Below are 15,610 nucleotides of genomic sequence, written 5' to 3'. Positions count from 1 at the left end.
CTTCATATGCAATGGCATGTTCCGCCTGCTGCAGTTTAATGCCGACGCGTCAGCACCCCCTCGCGTCCGTGGGCTGTGCTCCTCTCGACCAATCGGGGCACCATCAATATAAGCCTTCGCGAATGGTTGTTTTTGGCGGGATCCGGTAGTCTGGATCTGCACCGACGAGGTTGGCTGATGTGTGGGATTTTCGGGTCGGTTGGCTTTGAGCCGGACCCCCAACGGATCGATATTGTCGCACATCGCGGTCCCGATGGTCGTGGTTGGAAGACGTTTGCGAGCCAAGTAGGCCCAGTGGCGCTCGGGCATCGCCGACTTGCGATCATCGACGTGACGGATGCAGGATTGCAGCCGATGTGCGATCCGTCGGGCCGTTATTGGCTCGTGTTCAACGGCGAGATCTATAACTACATCGAACTGCGCGAAGAGATGCGGGCTAAAGGCGAGGTCTTCATCTCCGAATCGGATTCCGAGGTGTTGCTGCGTGCCTATATGCTCTGGGGCGAGGACGCATTGCCGCGATTGCGAGGCATGTTTGCATTTCTGATATGGGACGAACGAGACAAGAAACTCTTCGCTGCTCGTGATCGCTACGGCATCAAGCCGCTCTACCTGTTCGCGACGCCGCGCGGTACCGCCTTTGCCTCGGAGATCAAGCAGCTGCTCGGCCTGCCAGGGCTGAGCGGTCGGATGAACATTGCGCGGGCGCACGATTTCCTTGCCTCCGGTATCGCCGACCACACGGCTGAGACGATGTTCGAAGGCGTGATGCAGGTACGCGGCGGCGAGTGCGCCACGATCGATGCGAGCATTTCAGACTCTGTGGCCGTTAAGTTGCGGCGCTGGTACCCGGCGTCGGCCGGCGAGCTTTCGATTTCGGAAGGCGAGGCCGCCGAGCGTTTTCGCGAGCTCCTGACGGAGTCCGTGCGGCTTCATCTGCGGTCGGACGTTCCGGTCGGTTCGTGCCTGTCAGGCGGCCTAGATTCATCGGCGATCGTCAGCCTGATGTCGGGCATGATGGGCTCGGATTCCGGCGGGTCGAGGGTCAACACGGTTTCTGCCTGCTACGCTGAGAAGAGCGTCGATGAGAAGCCGTTCATGGATGCGGTTGTTGCGCATGCCCATACCGAGCCGCATTTTATCTTTCCCAAGGCCGATGACGTGTTCCAGCGGGCCTCGGATATCACCTGGCATCAGGATGAACCCTTCGGTTCAACGTCGATCTTCGCGCAGTGGTGCGTGTTCGAGGAGGCGCGCCGCGTCGGCGTCAAGGTCATGCTCGACGGGCAAGGGGCCGACGAGCAACTGTCAGGCTATCACAGCGGCTTCTCGTACTACATGGCTGACCTCACGCGTCGGCGGCAGTTCGGGCAGCTGCTGACCACGATTATCGAGCGCAACCGCTACCACGGCACTCCGATCTACGAGCAGATTCGCAATCATCTCGTTCCGTTGCTGCCGCCGGGGCTGGCGGGCCTGCTGCGCCAGCAGCATCGGGCGTTGACGCAACACGATTGGCTCGGCACCGATACCCTGCGCCAGAAGGGCAATCCGCGGACCGCGCTTGAGCTCGCCACGGATGAGCTCGGCCTGCCTGCCGTCACTGACCTCCGCTCGCTGTGCATGACGCTGACTTATGGCTCCAATCTCGCCATGCTGTTGCATTGGGAAGACCGCAACTCGATGGCACATTCTATCGAGGCGCGTGTGCCTTTCCTCGATCATCCGCTGGTCGAGTTCAGCCTCGCTCTGGGCAACGACCATAAGATCGTCGGTGGCGACACCAAACGCGTGTTGCGCCGGGGCATGAACGGCATCCTGCCGGAGGTCGTGAAGGAACGCCGTGACAAGCTCGGTTTTGCCACGCCGGAGCAGATCTGGTTCCGGGGGCCACTGCGCGGTCTGGTTGAAGACGGGATTGAGAAGACACTCTCGCGCTATCCCGGGCTGATGAATGCGACGGGGGTGCGGGCGCTCGCGCAGGAGATGCTGGACGGCGACCGTCCGCTCGACTTCACGCTCTGGCGCATCGTCAATCTCGGCTTGTGGGGGGAGCGCACGGGCGCGACCCTCTGAGGGGGCAGTCCGCGCAATGCTGACAACTGGCGGTACTCCTGATAAAGGCCGTCTGCGTTCAGCCAGTTGCTTGCGCCCCTGGTTTTTGGGAAGCGAGGTTCATCCTCGGCCCGGATAGGTTTCAGAAGGTTTGCCATGTGCGGAATTGCAGGAGCGGTGTCGCTGGCTCGCCAGCCTGTCGCTAAGCTTGAGAACGCGCTCGCGACCATGAGCCTCCTGATCGCGCATCGCGGTCCGGACGGTCAGGGCGTTTGGCAGGCGCCGGGCAATGTCTGCGGACTCGCCCATCGTCGCCTCGCCATCATTGACCTGTCGCCCGGCGGCCGCCAGCCGATGATCGGCGGCAATGGCGCCGTCATTACCTTCAACGGCGAAATTTATAACTACGTCGAGTTGATGGCGGAGCTGAAGACGGGTTGGAACTTCCGCTCGTCCTCGGACACGGAAACCGTCCTGGCGGCCTATGCGAAATGGGGCATCGACTGCCTGACTCATCTGCGCGGCATGTTCGCCTTCGGGCTATGGGACGGCGAACGCTTTTTCGCGGCGCGCGACCGCTTCGGCATCAAGCCATTTTACTATGCGGTGATCGAGGGCACCCTGTATTTCGCCTCGGAAATGAAGGCGCTGCTGCCACTGTTGCCGGAGATTGCGACTGAGGCGGACGCGCTGGCCGAGTACATGACCTTCCAGTACACGATCGGCGAGAAGACGCTGTTCAGGCATATCCACACGCTGCTGCCTGGTCACGCGCTGACGGTGGAGAACGGCGAGGTGCGCGTCTTCCGCTATTGGGATGTGCATTACGACATCGACTGGGACCACGCGCCGCGCTGGTTCGGTGAGGAAATGCGGACCCGGCTGACTGATTCCGTCAATGTCCATCTGCGCTCGGATGTGCCGGTCGGCGCTTATATCTCAGGTGGTATTGATTCAAGTTTGATCGGCATCCTCGCGGGACGGGAGGAAGCTTCTGGGCGCATCGGGTTTCATGGCAAGTTCACCGAGTTCCCCGGCTATGATGAAAGCCCCTATGCCGAGTCGGCCTGCCGGGACGTCGGGATCGAGCTCCATCAGATCGAAATCACAGCGAAGGACTTTCGCGACAACATCTCCAAGGTTCTCTATCACCTCGATACACCCGTCGGCGGGCCAGGCTCGTTCCCGCAGTACATGGTGTCAGAATTGGCTGCGCGGCATGTCAAGGTGGTGCTCGGCGGGCAGGGCGGTGACGAGATCTTTGGGGGCTATGCAAGATATCTGATCGCCTATCTCGAACAGGCACTGAAGGCGTCGATCGACGGGACGCAGAAGAACGGCAATTTCGTCGTCACGCCCGAGTCGATCATTCCGCATCTGACCGTCCTTCAGGAATACAAGCCGCTGATCCGGCAGCTCTTCTCCAAGGGGCTATTCGGCCCGCTCGACGAGCGCTATTTCCGGCTGATCGACCGATCTGCCGATATGGCTGATGAGGTCGACTGGTCAGCGTTGGATCGGGGGGGCGTGTTCTCGCGTTTCCAGGCTATCTTCAATTCAGAGCGAAATGTGAAGAAGGAAGCCTATTTCGACTCGATGACGCATTTCGACTTCAAGTGCCTCTTGCCTGCGCTGCTCCAGGTCGAGGATCGGATGTCGATGGCGCATGGCCTGGAGTCGCGCGTGCCCCTGCTGGATCACTCGGTCGTCGAGTTCGCTGCGACGATCCCGGCGGACATCAAGTTCAAGGGGGGCCAGATGAAGCATTTCATCAAATCCACCTTCGCCGGTGACTTGCCGCAGGAACTCGCCCAGAGGCGCGACAAGATGGGCTTTCCAGTACCGTTGAATGAGTGGTTCTCCGGCGAGCTTAAGGACATGGTCTCGGACATCTTCTCTACCCAGAAGAACCGGCACCGCGAGTTCTTCAATTCGGATGCCATCCTTGCCAATTTCGACAAGGCCGAGCGCTTCTCACGCAAGACCTGGGGGCTGATGAGCCTCGAGCTCTGGCATCAACTCTTCCATGATCGCGCGGCCGACTATCGGCGCATGCTCGACGAGATCGAGCCTGCGCAGGTTGCCGCTCAATAACTTCAGTTACCATAGGGACTTTACCATGAAGGTCTTCATTACCGGTGGCTCGGGCCAAGTCGGCTCGACAGCCGCGGACATGTTTCTCGAGCGCGGCGACACTGTAATGTCGCTCGACAATTTTGCGACCGGTCGCCGCGACAACCTGCTGGATAAGGACGGATTGACCCAGGTTGAAGGTTCGATCACGGATGGAAAGCTGCTCGACCAGCTCTTTTCCGAGTTCAAGCCTGACGTCGTTGTTCATACAGCGGCGTCCTACAAGGACCCGGAAGACTGGGAGACCGATGCCTTCGTCAACGCGGTTGGTGGCGCCAATGTCGCCAAGTCCTGCAAGACCCACAAGGTCGGCCGCCTGATCTATTTCCAGACGGCGTTGTGTTATGGAACCAAGCCCCTTCAGCAGCCGATCCAGCTCGACCATCCGATCAATCCCGTGAACTCGAGCTACGCGATCTCGAAGACGGCCGGCGAGCATTACGTTCAGTTCTCGGGGGTCGATTGGGTGACCTTCCGCCTCGCCAATGTCATCGGCCCACGTAACGTGTCCGGACCGCTCCCAATCTTTTACGGTCGCCTCGCCGAGGGAAAAAAGTGCTTCGTGACGCCAGCACGCCGCGATTTCTGCTTTGCTGGTGATCTCGCCAAGGTCGTAGTGCAGGCCGCAGATGGCAAGGGCAACGGGACCTATCATTTCTCGTCCGGCAAGGATGTCGCGATCAAGGAGCTCTATGACGCCGTCGTGAAGGCGATGAAGCTCAACGACTATCCCGAACCCGAGGTGAAGCCACTCGGCCCCGATGATGCGCCCTCGATCCTTCTCGACCCATCCCGCACGTTCGCGGATTTCGGCGACGTCACATTCACGCCTCTCGAGGAGATTGCGCGCTTGTCAGTCGAGCGCTGGGAGAAGGAAGGCGTGGTCGGCGGCTATACGCATCTCAAGGAAGCCCGGGCTGACATCAAGACAGCGTCCAAGGCCTGAGGCGAACGATGCGGATCCTCATCACCGGCGGGGCGGGCTGCCTGGGCTCGAACCTGACCGAACGTTATCTCGAGGCCGGGCACGACGTGCTTGTGCTCGACAATTTCGCCACCGGTCAGCGCGATTCGCTGCCGGGCGAGCATCCCAGGATGGGCGTCGTCGAAGGCTCGGTCACGGACCGAGCCTTGGTTGAAAAACTGTTCGCGGAGTTCAAGCCGAGCCACGTGATCCATTCAGCTGCCGCCTACAAGGATCCTGACGACTGGCTCGAGGATACGCGCACCAATGTCGAGGGCACGATCCATGTCGTCGGAGCGGCAAAGGCGGCGGGCGTCAAGCGCTTCGTGAACTTCCACACCGCGCTCGGCTATGGTCGTCCGGAATACGTGCCGATCCCGGCGGACGCGCCGGCCAGGCCTTTCACTAGTTACGGCATCTCGAAGCAGGCCGGCGAGAATTATCTCGCCATGTCAGGGCTACCCTTCGTTTCGCTCCGGCTCGCTAACGTCACCGGTCCGCGCCTAGCAATCGGCCCGATTCCGACCTTCTATACCAGGCTGAAGGCGGGCAAGGGCTGCTTCTGCTCGAAGACCGTGCGTGACTTCATCGACATGGACGATTTCTTCTCGGTGATGGACGCGGTCATGGCGGAGGGCGCCCCGAGCGGCGTCTTCAACGTCTCGACCGGCACCGGGCACACGATCAAGGAGATATTCGACATCGTCGTCGACCATCTCGGCGTGACGCTGGCCGAGCCGGCGCCCGAAGTCGAACCCGGGGCGGACGACGTGCCGGCGGTGGTGCTCGATCCGTCGAAGACGATAGAGACCTTTGGCTGGCGACCGCGCTATTCCTTCGAGCAGACGATCCGGCGCATGCTGGCCTGGTACGACCAGCACGGTGTCACCGCGATCTTCAGCCATCTCAAGGCGCCGCCTGCCAAGGCGTGAGGCCAAACCGAAGCGCTTGCACAACGCAATGACCGGACCCGAGCATGACCACCGACAGAGTTGACCTGAGCCGATACATCAATCTTCTGCGGGACCCGCTGGACGGTGGGCGGCTCGCTATCGACGAGAATGGCCGGCTCCGCGGCCAGAGCTCGGGCAAGATCTACGACTTCCTCGGGCCCTTTCCCGATCTGCGTCCCGACGAGGACAAGGACCAGGTCGCGGATCATTATGATGACGCGCCCTGCCACAATTACATTGCGCTGGATAACCTTCCGCTCGGTCGGTATTTCCGCGACGCGAGCCACAACCACTATTTCGGCAAGACCGATTTCGTCGTCGAGATCGGGGCCGGCAAAGGCGGCATGGCCACCGTCATGCGCGAGAACCGCGGCATCACACCGTTCTGCATCGATCTCGCCTATGGCTCGCTCCGGCATACGCGGAATGCTCCGCTTCATGCCGACGGAGCGCTTGGCTCTGCACTGAACATCCCTCTGGCTGATAACGTGGCTGATCTGGTAGTCTGCAGCGGTGTCATCCATCACACGCCCGATCCGTTGCGCTGTGCACTTGAGCTTGCTCGCATCGTCAAACCCGGCGGCTATCTCCTTCTAGGCGTCTACAACTGGGAGAACCTGTACCGGTCGCTGTACTTCTTCCTCAGCCCGCCGCTGAAGGCAGTCCGCAAGATCTTCGGCGGGAAGATCGGCGACCTCATCATCAAGTGCACCGTCTTCCTTCCTTACCATCTGGCTCTCTGGCTGGTGCTCGGCCTGGTCCAGGGCCGTTGGAAGTTCCCGAATTTCAAGGAAAGCTATGAGCAGTTCGGCGATTTCTTCCTGACGCCGATCGCGCGATTCTATCATGCGCGCGAGCTGAAGAGCCTTGGCGATGCGATCGGGCTCGAACTGCTGGAGCAGGACAAGGGCGGCTGGCCACAGAACGGCTTCTCGCACTGGGCCTGGTATCGCAAGCCCGTGGCGAGCGGCACGTCGAGTGCCCCTGCGCCTTCGCTCGGTGGACGGGCCTGAAGTCCGTCCTTTTTTACTAAGCCCAGCGTCTCTCGCCCTGCGACTTGACGCTGGGCGAGGGACGCTACTTATCCCCGCTGGGGTCAACGAAAGCACAAGGCTTTATCGGTATGACGAAGCATCAGGCCGTCGTCGCAGATCGCGTCGAACCGGAGAATTGGGTCAGGCCGGGCATCGTCATCGCGGCTCTTGTCGTTGTCTCCATCGCGTTCAAGTTACTGTTCCTGCCGCCGGCGACGAATATGCCTTATTCGTTGATCATGACCCCCGGCATCTCGCAGAGCATCTCGCGAGCACTGGCGGAAGATTGGACCAGGCTGCTCCTGCCCCATGAGTACGAAGTCGGCCGCTTCTACTGGCCGCCGACGGTCGTCTACGCGATGTATTTTCTTGAGAAGGGACTCGGTCCCGTCGGCACATATATCACGCTGAGCTCGCTCTTCGTGCTTGTGACCTTCGTTTTGGCACAGGTTATGACGCGTTCTCTGGTGTTCTCGTCGACGATTGCATTTCTGTTCGCGTTCGGAACGCAGCTCAACTACCAATTTACTTATGGCAATCTTGTTGCATTCTACCTCATCCTCTCCTATGGCGCGGTCAATTTCACCATTGCGGCCGCGTTGATCAGCGGGCGGGTTTCCGGCTGGGGTTGGCGAGCACTGTTTGCCGCGACGTTGGTGATCTTCGCGCTCTCGAACGAGATGTGGATCAACTATGCCACGGCGATAATCACGGCGACGTTCTTCGGCATCGTCTGGGCGACCCGTCATCGCTTGAGCGCGATTCGATCTGAATCGATATTCCTGCTGGCCGCTACGCTCGTCGTTCTCGCGCTTTATCTCTTCGTTCGCATGCGCTGGGTCCATCAATATCTGGCCCCGGGCGCCGAGGAGGAACTCCTGGTTACCTACAGGCACCGGCTGCTCATGATCGATGATTTCATCACGAATTTCATGACGCTGCTGTATCTGACGCTGTCGAACTACCTGCCTTCATTTCTGTCGTCGTCCAATTCACTGGTCTACCTGCAGGATGGCCGGATCCTCTCCGGGCAGAATGGGTATCATCCTGAATTCAGCCATCTCGTTGTCGCGAGCCATCTGTTTCAATGGCGCTTCTATGCCGGCATCCTGACCGCCATCTTCGCTGCCCTGGTCATCGAGCGAACGTTTCGGGCCTGGCGCAGCCCGAGCGCGATCAACGCAGCGATCTTCGTCGCCCTGGCGCTCATGATCGTCGCAGGTTTCTCGACGCATCTGTCGATCAAGATGCGGCCCTACAATGTCGTGCCAGCGCTGCCTTACAAGGCGATCATCAGCATCAGCCTGTTCACCGTCTTGCTGGCGTTCGTCTGCCACCGGGCCTGGCAGGCGCTACCCACCCAGGCCGCCCGCCTGTCCTTTGTCGGGATCGTCTGGGGCTCGGCCTTTGTTGCCGCATTGACCCGCCCATTCATGCAGTCGCGGCTCTTGAAGGACGTCTCGCTCGTCGGGGCAGGCGATCCCCTCGGTCAGATCCTGCGCTGGTTGCAATGAGTGTTGCCTCGAAGGCCGCGACGCTGGCAGGCGACGAGGCGGCCGCTGGCCGCCTGAAGATCCTGGTGATCTGCTATGAGTTCCCGCCGGTCGGTGGCGGTGGCGGGCGGGTGGCCGCGCGGGTGGCGCAAGGCCTGGCCCGGAAGGGCCACGAAGTACGCTTTCTCACCTCCCAGGTGGCGGGCCTGCCGCGCGAGGAGACACTTGACGGCGTCACCATCCGCCGCGCCGCAGCCGGGCGGCGACGGCCCGATCGTTGCACCGTGCCCGAAATGGCGGCTTATGTGCTGCTGCAATGGTGGCCGGCCATCGCCGAGGCCCGGCGCTTCCGGCCGGACGTCATCCACGTGCATTTTGCCGTACCGAGCGGGCCGATCGCCTGGCTGGCGAGCCGGCTCACCGGGACGCCCTATGTGGTGACGGCGCATCTGGGCGACGTCCCCGGCGGTGTGCCGGAACAGACGGACAGGCTCTTCAAGCTCGTGAAGCCGTTCACGACCCTGATCTGGCGACGCGCAGCCGCGACCACCGCCGTGGCCTCGCATGTCGGCCAGCTGGCGGAGGCCGCCTATGCCGTCCGCCCGGACGTCATTCTGAATGGCATCGACATGAGCACAGATCTCGTTCGTGCGCCCGCGCAGGACGGCGCGCCGTTGCGCCTGATCTGGTGCGGACGTATCCAGGAGCAGAAGAATCTCGGCGCGGGGCTGGAGGCGCTGGCTGCGATCCGCGACCTCGACTGGACGCTCGACATCATCGGCGACGGGCCGTTGCGCGGTGATGCGCAGGAGCGTTGCCGCCGCCTCCGCCTCGATCACCTCGTCCGTTTTCACCACTGGATGACGGCTAAAGAAGTTGAGACGGAGATGGCCGCGGCCGACGTGCTTTATCTGCCGTCGCTCAGCGAGGGACTCTCGCTCGTCACGGTCGAGGCTCTGCGGGTCGGGTTGGCATTCGTCGCGAGCCGAATCCCAGGGGTGATGGACGTAGTAGTGGAAGGCGAGAACGGCTTGTTGTGCGATCCGTCCTCGCCAGCGGAGTTCGCCGCTGCCGTTGCCCGGCTGGTGGAGAACCGTCTCCTACTGGCCCGTTTCCAGGCCAACAGTGCCGGTCGCCGGTTGCAATTCGACGAGCAAACGATGGTCGCTGGCTATGAACGTGTCTTGCGGATGGCGAGCAAAGCAGGCCGATGAGCTGGATCAGTCCCCGCGTCATCCGCGGCAATCGCGGCGATATCGCCAGCCGCTTCGGCATTCTCACCGCGCTGCTGCAGCGGAACGTCGATATCTCGGGGATCTTCAATTCCCGTCCCAGCCATGTACCGCAGTCCTTGCGCGACCGGCTCTTGCCTTATGGGCCGCTCTACAATTTCTGGCCGGGCGCCAAAGGGCTGGCGGCGCTTAGGCACGCGCGTCACGTCGTCTGGACCGGAGGACTCGATCTCCAGGACGATTCCAGTCTGATCAAGCTGTTGCATACCTGGCTGGTCTTTGCTTCTTACCGGCTTCTGGGCTTGCGCATCCTGCTCGCGCACCAAGGTGCCGGACCGCTCCAGACACGCACCGGACGCTGGCTGGCACGTCGGGTCCTGTCCTGCGTGACACTGGTGCTGGCTCGCGACGAGGGCACCCATCGCTTGCTGTCGGGGCTGATGCCGGCCGAGCGACTCAGGCTGGTAGCCGACGGCATCTTCCTGCCGGGCTTCCCGACGCGGGACGACGCGCAGGCTCCGCTGGAGCCTATCCAGGCTCTGGCTGGTACAGACGGCCGGCCTGTCGTCGGACTCAATGTCCGCCTGTGGTTCCACTTCACCGGAAGCTGGGTTCCGTACCAGTTCGCGCGCGCGCGCTACCTGCAGCGTGCCGAAGGACAAATGAGCGAACTGCTCGAGTCGTTCCGCGCGGTGATCGAGCATCTGCGCAGGCGTCACGACGCCCGCATCGTCCTGGTCTCGATGTATGAGCCCGGGGTCGAGCCCTGGGAGGACGATCTCGTTCTCCTCGAGCGCCTCAAGAACTTCTTCCCGGATGACGACGAGGTCCATGTCCTGCGCGATGACCTCGCCATCGAGGATCTCTGCCGGCTGTTCACGCAGTTCGAGCTGATGATCGGGACGAGACTGCACTCCGCGTTGATCGCCTTGCGCGCCGGCGTTCCCGCCGTCCATGTCGCCTATACGCTGAAGGGTCGGGATATCTATGCCGATCTCGGTCTCAGCGACTGGATTGTCGACATAGGGGACTTTATCCGCTCGCCTGAGCAGGCTATCGCTCTGGTCGATGCCGTTCAGGCCGAACCGGCGCGGTTCGACCGGGTTCGCGCGACGGTCGAACCGCTTGTCGCGCGCAACGAGGCGGCGCTGTTCGGCGCCGTTCGAGATATGGAAGCGGGTTGAGTCATGTGCGGTATCGCAGGTTTCTACGGCCCCTATACGCGACCGGACCTGACCGCGATGGCCGTTGCCCTGGCTCATCGTGGTCCCGACGGCGAAGGCTTCGAACTGCGGAGCGGGCGCCAGGAACCCGACATCGCCGGGCTTGCCCATCGCCGCCTGTCGATCATCGACCTTGCCGGAGGGAGCCAGCCGATGTGGTCGTCCGATGGCCGGTACTGCATCGTTTTCAATGGCGAGATCTACAATTATCAGGCGTTGCGCCAGGAACTCGCAGCGGAAGGCGCCCGTTTCGCCACGCATTCGGATACGGAGGTGATCGTCGAGGGCTGGCGGCTGCGTGGTCCGGGCATTCTCGACGCCTTGGCCGGCATGTTCGCCTTCGGGATCTGGGACGACCTGGAGAAGGCCTGGATCCTGGCGCGCGACAGGGCCGGCATCAAGCCGCTCTATTACGCCACGCCGCGCCCTGGCGCTCTGGTCTTCGCCTCGGAGATCAAGCCACTCCTGCCGTTCCTGCGGTCCGTCGCCCCCAATCCGGAGGCGCTCTGCAACTACCTGCTCTACAGCTGGATCGCGGGTCCGCAAACGATCTTCGAGGGCGTCAGGCATTTGCCGCCGGGCCAGTGGGCGGTCTGGCGGCCTGCGGATACGGAGCTGTCGCACCGGCCCTATTGGGAGCCGTCGTCCGAGCGTTCACATCTCGGCTTTGAGGAGGCCGCGGCAGAGCTCGAGGCCAGGTTCGACGAGGCGGTCAAATCCCACATGGTGGCGGACGTCCCGGTCGGCATCACGCTGTCGGGCGGCCTCGATTCCAGCGCCGTCCTCTCCTCGATGATCAAGATGACCGGCCCGGCGGCGCTCGATGCATTCACGATTGGCTTCGGGCTGGCGGATGACGAAACGCCCTTTGCCGAGATCATGGCCGGGCATGCCGGAATCCGGCACCACACCCGTACGGTTCCCAAGGAACGGGTCGGCGTCGATTTCGCCAGGCTGGTACGATCGCTCGAGGAGCCGATCGGCCACCCCGTGCTCCAGACGACACTGGAGATGTCTGCCTATGCGCGCGAGAAGGTCAAGATCGTCCTGATCGGGGAGGGGTCGGATGAACTCTTTCTGGGCTATCCGCAGTACCGGCTGCTCATGGCTCCGTTCCGCTATGCCCCTGCGGCGGTTGTCCAAAACTATTTCCTTGCGGTGACTTGCCTGATGCCGCGCCCGCGCGAGCTGGCTGCAATGCTCGACCCGGCGGTGTTTCAGAAGCCGATGCTCGACGCCGTCAGCCATCGCTTCGACCCTTATTTCCGCAGCGGCGATCTCGTCGAAGGCGCCCAACGTTTCGAGATCGAGAACTCGCTGATCGCCAACCAGCTCGCGCGCATCGACAAGCTCACCATGGCTCATGGGCTCGAGGCGCGCGTCCCGTTCCTCGACAATCAGTTCGTCGCTTTCGCCCGCTCGCTTCCGGCCGACTACAAGCTGCGCCAGGGCAGCACCAAGGCGATCCTGCGGAAGGCGATGGCGAAGCGCTTGCCGGACACGATCCTGCATCGGCCGAAATCGGGAAAGAAGGGCACCCAGGCGCTCTTGCCGTACCTCAACGGGCTCGTTACCAACGGGCCGCTGAGCGAGCTCATCTCACGCGACGCGATCACGCGGCGTGGGTGGTTGGATGCCGACAGGGTTCTGGGCTATCTGGAGCAGGGAAACTCGCTCGCCGTGCGCAACCATCCCATCGAGCGCCGGCGGCGGGCGAAATTCGCTTATGGGCTTGCAGTCATTGAACAATGGGCACGGTCTTACCTGGATTGAAGGACGAGCCCGTCGACGGCCGGCCGGGCATATCCCGGCCGGACGCGAAACCTGAACCGAACGGACGAGACGATGTCGATGCATGAAGGCCCGGCCCTGTTCGACGAGGCGGCCAGGGACGCTTTCTATCAGCGCCTGTTCCCGATCTACGAGCGCAATTTCGGCAGTGTCGCGGCGGGCCCCCAGCATGTCGTGCAGATGACGCATGACAGTCTGAACGAGCAGCGTTCGGCTGAGCAGCTCGCCATGCTGGAGATAGCGGTTGGAGAGCCGTTGCGCGGCAAGCGGATGCTCGAGGTCGGTTCGGGAATTGGCCTGACGACCAGCGTCGCCCGCAAGAAGTTCGGCATCGAGGCCTATGGCATCGAGCCGGGCGATGACGAGTATGAAGGCTCGCTCAAGCTCTCATACGATATCCTGAAAGCCGCCGGCGTCGATGCCGAGGCGGTCCGCTATGGCGTCGGCGAGGCGATCCCGTTCCCTGACGATCATTTCGACGTGGTCTATTCGACCAATGTGCTCGAGCACGTGAACGTCCCGCCCAAGGTTCTCGCGGAGATCGTCCGCGTGCTGAAGCCCGGTGGCGTCGCGCAGATCGTCGTTCCCAATTATGGCTCCTGGTGGGAGGGGCATTACGGCATTCTGTGGCTGCCGCATCTGCCGGCGTGGCTCGGCAAGCTCTACGTGCGTGCGCTCGGCCGCGACCCCGACTTCATCGACACTCTGCAGCTCGTCTCGCGCGGGAAGGTCGAGCGCTGGATCGCGCCGCTGGGGCCGCGGATCGACATCCTCGGCTGGGGAACCGATGTCTGGGAGGAGCGGGTGACCGGCCTCGGCTTCTCGGAGTACTCTGCACTTGGCCGCCTCAAGTCGATCCTCCGCATTTTCCACAAGCTGCGTGTCGTGCCGCTGCTGATCAAGGTCGGCAAGCTGCTGCACTGGGAAACGCCGATCATCCTGACCTTCCGCAAGAAGCCTGCTGCACCGGCCTCCGGCCTGTGAAGGCCAGCGGGGCAACGGACGATCACGAGTCGGAGTTCGCACTGTGTCCTTGAAGGCGCGCTGGCATAAGGCTTGTGCCGAGACGATTGGCAGCAAACTGTTCTGGCGCATTGCCGTCGATCATCTTTCGATCGAACGGGAGCTCGTGCCGCTGATCGAACGTCATGCGAAGGGCCGTATTCTGGATGCTGGCGCCGGCCGACTCGCCTGGCGCGAACTTCTCGCACGGCGCAGCTCGCATTATCTCGCGACCGACTATGTGCCCGCGCATCCGGACCTTGCCTTCACGGCCGACCTTCAGGGCGGCATCCCGCTCAGGGATGCGAGCGTCGATACCATCTTCTGCTGTTCGGTCATCGAGCACACGCCCGAGCCCTGGCGCGTGCTGCCGGAGTTCCGCCGGATTCTCGCGCCTGGCGGGCGCGTCATCCTCTCGGTGCCGTTCCTGTATTATCTCCATGACGCGCCGCACGACTATTTCCGCTTCACGCGTCATGGCATCGAGCGGCTGGCCGAGGCGGCCGACCTCGATATCGTCGAGATCAACGTGTCCGGAGGGATGGCACATGCGTTCGGGCAGGCTTTCTCGCTCGTCTGGGCGGGCCTGTTCTGGACGCGAAAGGCGCCCTGGCTGGTGACCCTGCCGGCCGCTGCGGTCTTCTCGATGTGCCGCATGCTCGACCGGCTGGATCGCTCGGGCCTGTTCGCCCAGACCGTCAATGCGGTGCTCACCCCGAAAGCTCCCGGCACCGCTCGCCCCGCCATGCCGCCCGCGACGGCGGCGGAGCGGCCGGCGTGAACTTCCAACGCTTCGCAATACGGCTACGCGCCGCACTGGCATCGCGCTGGGCGAAAGCCATCCAGGCGGCCGTGACGCTGCTCCTGGTCGGCTGGATCGTCACCTCAATCGATCGCGAGGTCTGGGGCAGCCTTCGCAGCACCTCGCTCGTGCTGCTCGCCGGCTGCGTGCTGATCTTCGCCTCCGCTCAGATATTCGGCGGACTTCGGCTTTTTCTGCTGACCCCGGGCCTCGGCTGGCGCCAGGCGCTGCTGACCACCTGGGTCGGCTATTTCTGGGGCAATTTCCTGCCGGGCAGCGTCGGCGGCGATGTCGTCAGGGCGTTCAAGCTGAACAAGGCCGGTATCCCGCTGTCAACTGCCGCAGGGGCGCTGGTGATCGACCGATTGTGCAATCTGATCTCTCTTTCCGTGCTCGTAGCCGTCTCGACTTTGCCGCTCTCGCTCCGCCTGGTGACGACCGCCGAGCTCGAATGGCTCGCGGTAATCCTTGGCCTAGCGGTCATTGCCGTCGGATTGCTGCTCTTCATGTTTCGGGCCCGCTTCGTTGGGGCGCTCGCACGGGGCGCGGCCCCGTTCCTGGTGCTCATAGAGAAGCCTTACCTCGTGCTTGGCGCGCTGCTGCTCTCCTTAGCCAATGTTGGCGTCTCGATCCTGGCCCAGTGGTTGATCGCCAGAGAAATGGGCATCCCGGTCAGCTATATGGAGTTGGCGGGGATCGCCGGCTTCATCACCCTGATCGTCATGTTGCCGATCAGCCTCAACGGTCTGGGCCTCCAAGAGGCGAGTTACATCGCAGTCCTCGTCTCGATGGGGGTGCCGAACGAGAAGGCCATCGCATTCTCGCTCCTGTCACGTTTCCTGATTCTGGCTGCGAGCATCATTGCCGGCATCGTGCTGCTGTTCGATCAGACCACCCGATCCTCGCCGCGGGCGGTCTGAGAGGATGC

The 15,610-nt window shown here is 62.5% G+C and carries 12 protein-coding genes; all 12 read left to right on the top strand.

Features of this window, described 5'->3' with window-relative positions; all coding sequences use genetic code 11:
• The first annotated feature begins 75 nt into the window (after positions 1 to 75).
• The 12 genes from asnB (FG93_RS21195) (at position 76) to FG93_RS21140 (ending at position 15,602) form a co-directional block, all read left to right on the top strand.
• Entirely contained in the window at positions 76 to 2,076 is a 2,001-nt protein-coding gene (asnB, locus tag FG93_RS21195) for an asparagine synthase (glutamine-hydrolyzing) (RefSeq protein WP_210165835.1), read from the top strand.
• Positions 2,077 to 2,211: 135 nt separating this feature from the next.
• Positions 2,212 to 4,149 (top strand): asparagine synthase (glutamine-hydrolyzing), encoded by a 1,938-nt coding sequence (gene asnB, locus FG93_RS21190; RefSeq protein ID WP_043238023.1) that lies wholly within the window; start codon positions 2,212 to 2,214, stop codon positions 4,147 to 4,149.
• Positions 4,150 to 4,174: 25 nt separating this feature from the next.
• Positions 4,175 to 5,134, top strand: a complete 960-nt coding sequence (locus tag FG93_RS21185; protein WP_043238020.1) for an NAD-dependent epimerase/dehydratase family protein — start codon at positions 4,175 to 4,177, stop codon at positions 5,132 to 5,134.
• An 8-nt stretch (positions 5,135 to 5,142) separates the two neighbouring features.
• Positions 5,143 to 6,084, top strand: a complete 942-nt coding sequence (locus tag FG93_RS21180; RefSeq protein WP_043238018.1) for an NAD-dependent epimerase/dehydratase family protein — start codon at positions 5,143 to 5,145, stop codon at positions 6,082 to 6,084.
• 44 nt (positions 6,085 to 6,128) lie between these two features.
• Positions 6,129 to 7,118: a bifunctional 2-polyprenyl-6-hydroxyphenol methylase/3-demethylubiquinol 3-O-methyltransferase UbiG gene (locus FG93_RS21175; RefSeq protein ID WP_043238015.1), complete on the top strand. Its 990-nt coding sequence runs from the start codon at positions 6,129 to 6,131 to the stop codon at positions 7,116 to 7,118.
• Between the two features lie 110 nt (positions 7,119 to 7,228).
• Positions 7,229 to 8,653 (top strand): hypothetical protein, encoded by a 1,425-nt coding sequence (locus FG93_RS32980; protein ID WP_043238013.1) that lies wholly within the window; start codon positions 7,229 to 7,231, stop codon positions 8,651 to 8,653.
• A gap of 65 nt (positions 8,654 to 8,718) precedes the next feature.
• Positions 8,719 to 9,846, top strand: a complete 1,128-nt coding sequence (locus FG93_RS21165; RefSeq protein ID WP_161783860.1) for a glycosyltransferase family 4 protein — start codon at positions 8,719 to 8,721, stop codon at positions 9,844 to 9,846.
• Positions 9,843 to 11,048 carry a polysaccharide pyruvyl transferase family protein gene (locus tag FG93_RS21160; RefSeq protein ID WP_043238011.1) on the top strand — a complete coding sequence of 402 codons (1,206 nt, stop codon included), beginning with the start codon at positions 9,843 to 9,845 and terminating at the stop codon, positions 11,046 to 11,048. Before FG93_RS21165 ends, FG93_RS21160 begins: the two co-directional genes overlap by 4 nt.
• A 3-nt stretch (positions 11,049 to 11,051) precedes the next feature.
• Positions 11,052 to 12,860 (top strand): asparagine synthase (glutamine-hydrolyzing), encoded by a 1,809-nt coding sequence (asnB, locus tag FG93_RS21155; RefSeq protein WP_043238008.1) that lies wholly within the window; start codon positions 11,052 to 11,054, stop codon positions 12,858 to 12,860.
• 72 nt (positions 12,861 to 12,932) lie between these two features.
• Complete coding sequence (locus tag FG93_RS31360) at positions 12,933 to 13,862, top strand: class I SAM-dependent methyltransferase (protein ID WP_081881705.1); 930 nt, start codon at positions 12,933 to 12,935, stop codon at positions 13,860 to 13,862.
• A gap of 43 nt (positions 13,863 to 13,905) precedes the next feature.
• Entirely contained in the window at positions 13,906 to 14,661 is a 756-nt protein-coding gene (locus FG93_RS31355) for a bifunctional 2-polyprenyl-6-hydroxyphenol methylase/3-demethylubiquinol 3-O-methyltransferase UbiG (protein ID WP_161783859.1), read from the top strand.
• A complete protein-coding gene (locus FG93_RS21140; RefSeq protein ID WP_043238006.1) occupies positions 14,658 to 15,602 on the top strand; it encodes a lysylphosphatidylglycerol synthase transmembrane domain-containing protein in 945 nt (314 codons plus the stop codon). The genes FG93_RS31355 and FG93_RS21140 overlap by 4 nt, the downstream gene beginning before the upstream one ends.
• Positions 15,603 to 15,610 lie beyond the last annotated feature (8 nt).

Source organism: Allobosea sp. LC85 (assembly GCF_000735605.1).
In the GTDB taxonomy this organism is placed as follows: Bacteria; Pseudomonadota; Alphaproteobacteria; order Rhizobiales; family Beijerinckiaceae; genus Allobosea.
The sequence above is the reverse complement of the archived record's forward strand: the minus strand, read 5'-3'. Positions and strand labels throughout refer to the sequence as shown.

Excerpts from the sequence above, each read along its gene's own strand:
- asnB (WP_043238023.1), top strand. The coding sequence starts at position 2,212 with ATGTGCGGAATTGCAGGAGCGGTGTCGCTGGCTCGCCAGCCTGTCGCT.
- FG93_RS21185 (WP_043238020.1), top strand. The coding sequence starts at position 4,175 with ATGAAGGTCTTCATTACCGGTGGCTCGGGCCAAGTCGGCTCGACAGCC.
- FG93_RS21180 (WP_043238018.1), top strand. The coding sequence starts at position 5,143 with ATGCGGATCCTCATCACCGGCGGGGCGGGCTGCCTGGGCTCGAACCTG.
- FG93_RS21175 (WP_043238015.1), top strand. The coding sequence starts at position 6,129 with ATGACCACCGACAGAGTTGACCTGAGCCGATACATCAATCTTCTGCGG.
- FG93_RS32980 (WP_043238013.1), top strand. The coding sequence starts at position 7,229 with ATGACGAAGCATCAGGCCGTCGTCGCAGATCGCGTCGAACCGGAGAAT.
- FG93_RS21160 (WP_043238011.1), top strand. The coding sequence starts at position 9,843 with ATGAGCTGGATCAGTCCCCGCGTCATCCGCGGCAATCGCGGCGATATC.
- asnB (WP_043238008.1), top strand. The coding sequence starts at position 11,052 with ATGTGCGGTATCGCAGGTTTCTACGGCCCCTATACGCGACCGGACCTG.
- FG93_RS31360 (WP_081881705.1), top strand. The coding sequence starts at position 12,933 with ATGTCGATGCATGAAGGCCCGGCCCTGTTCGACGAGGCGGCCAGGGAC.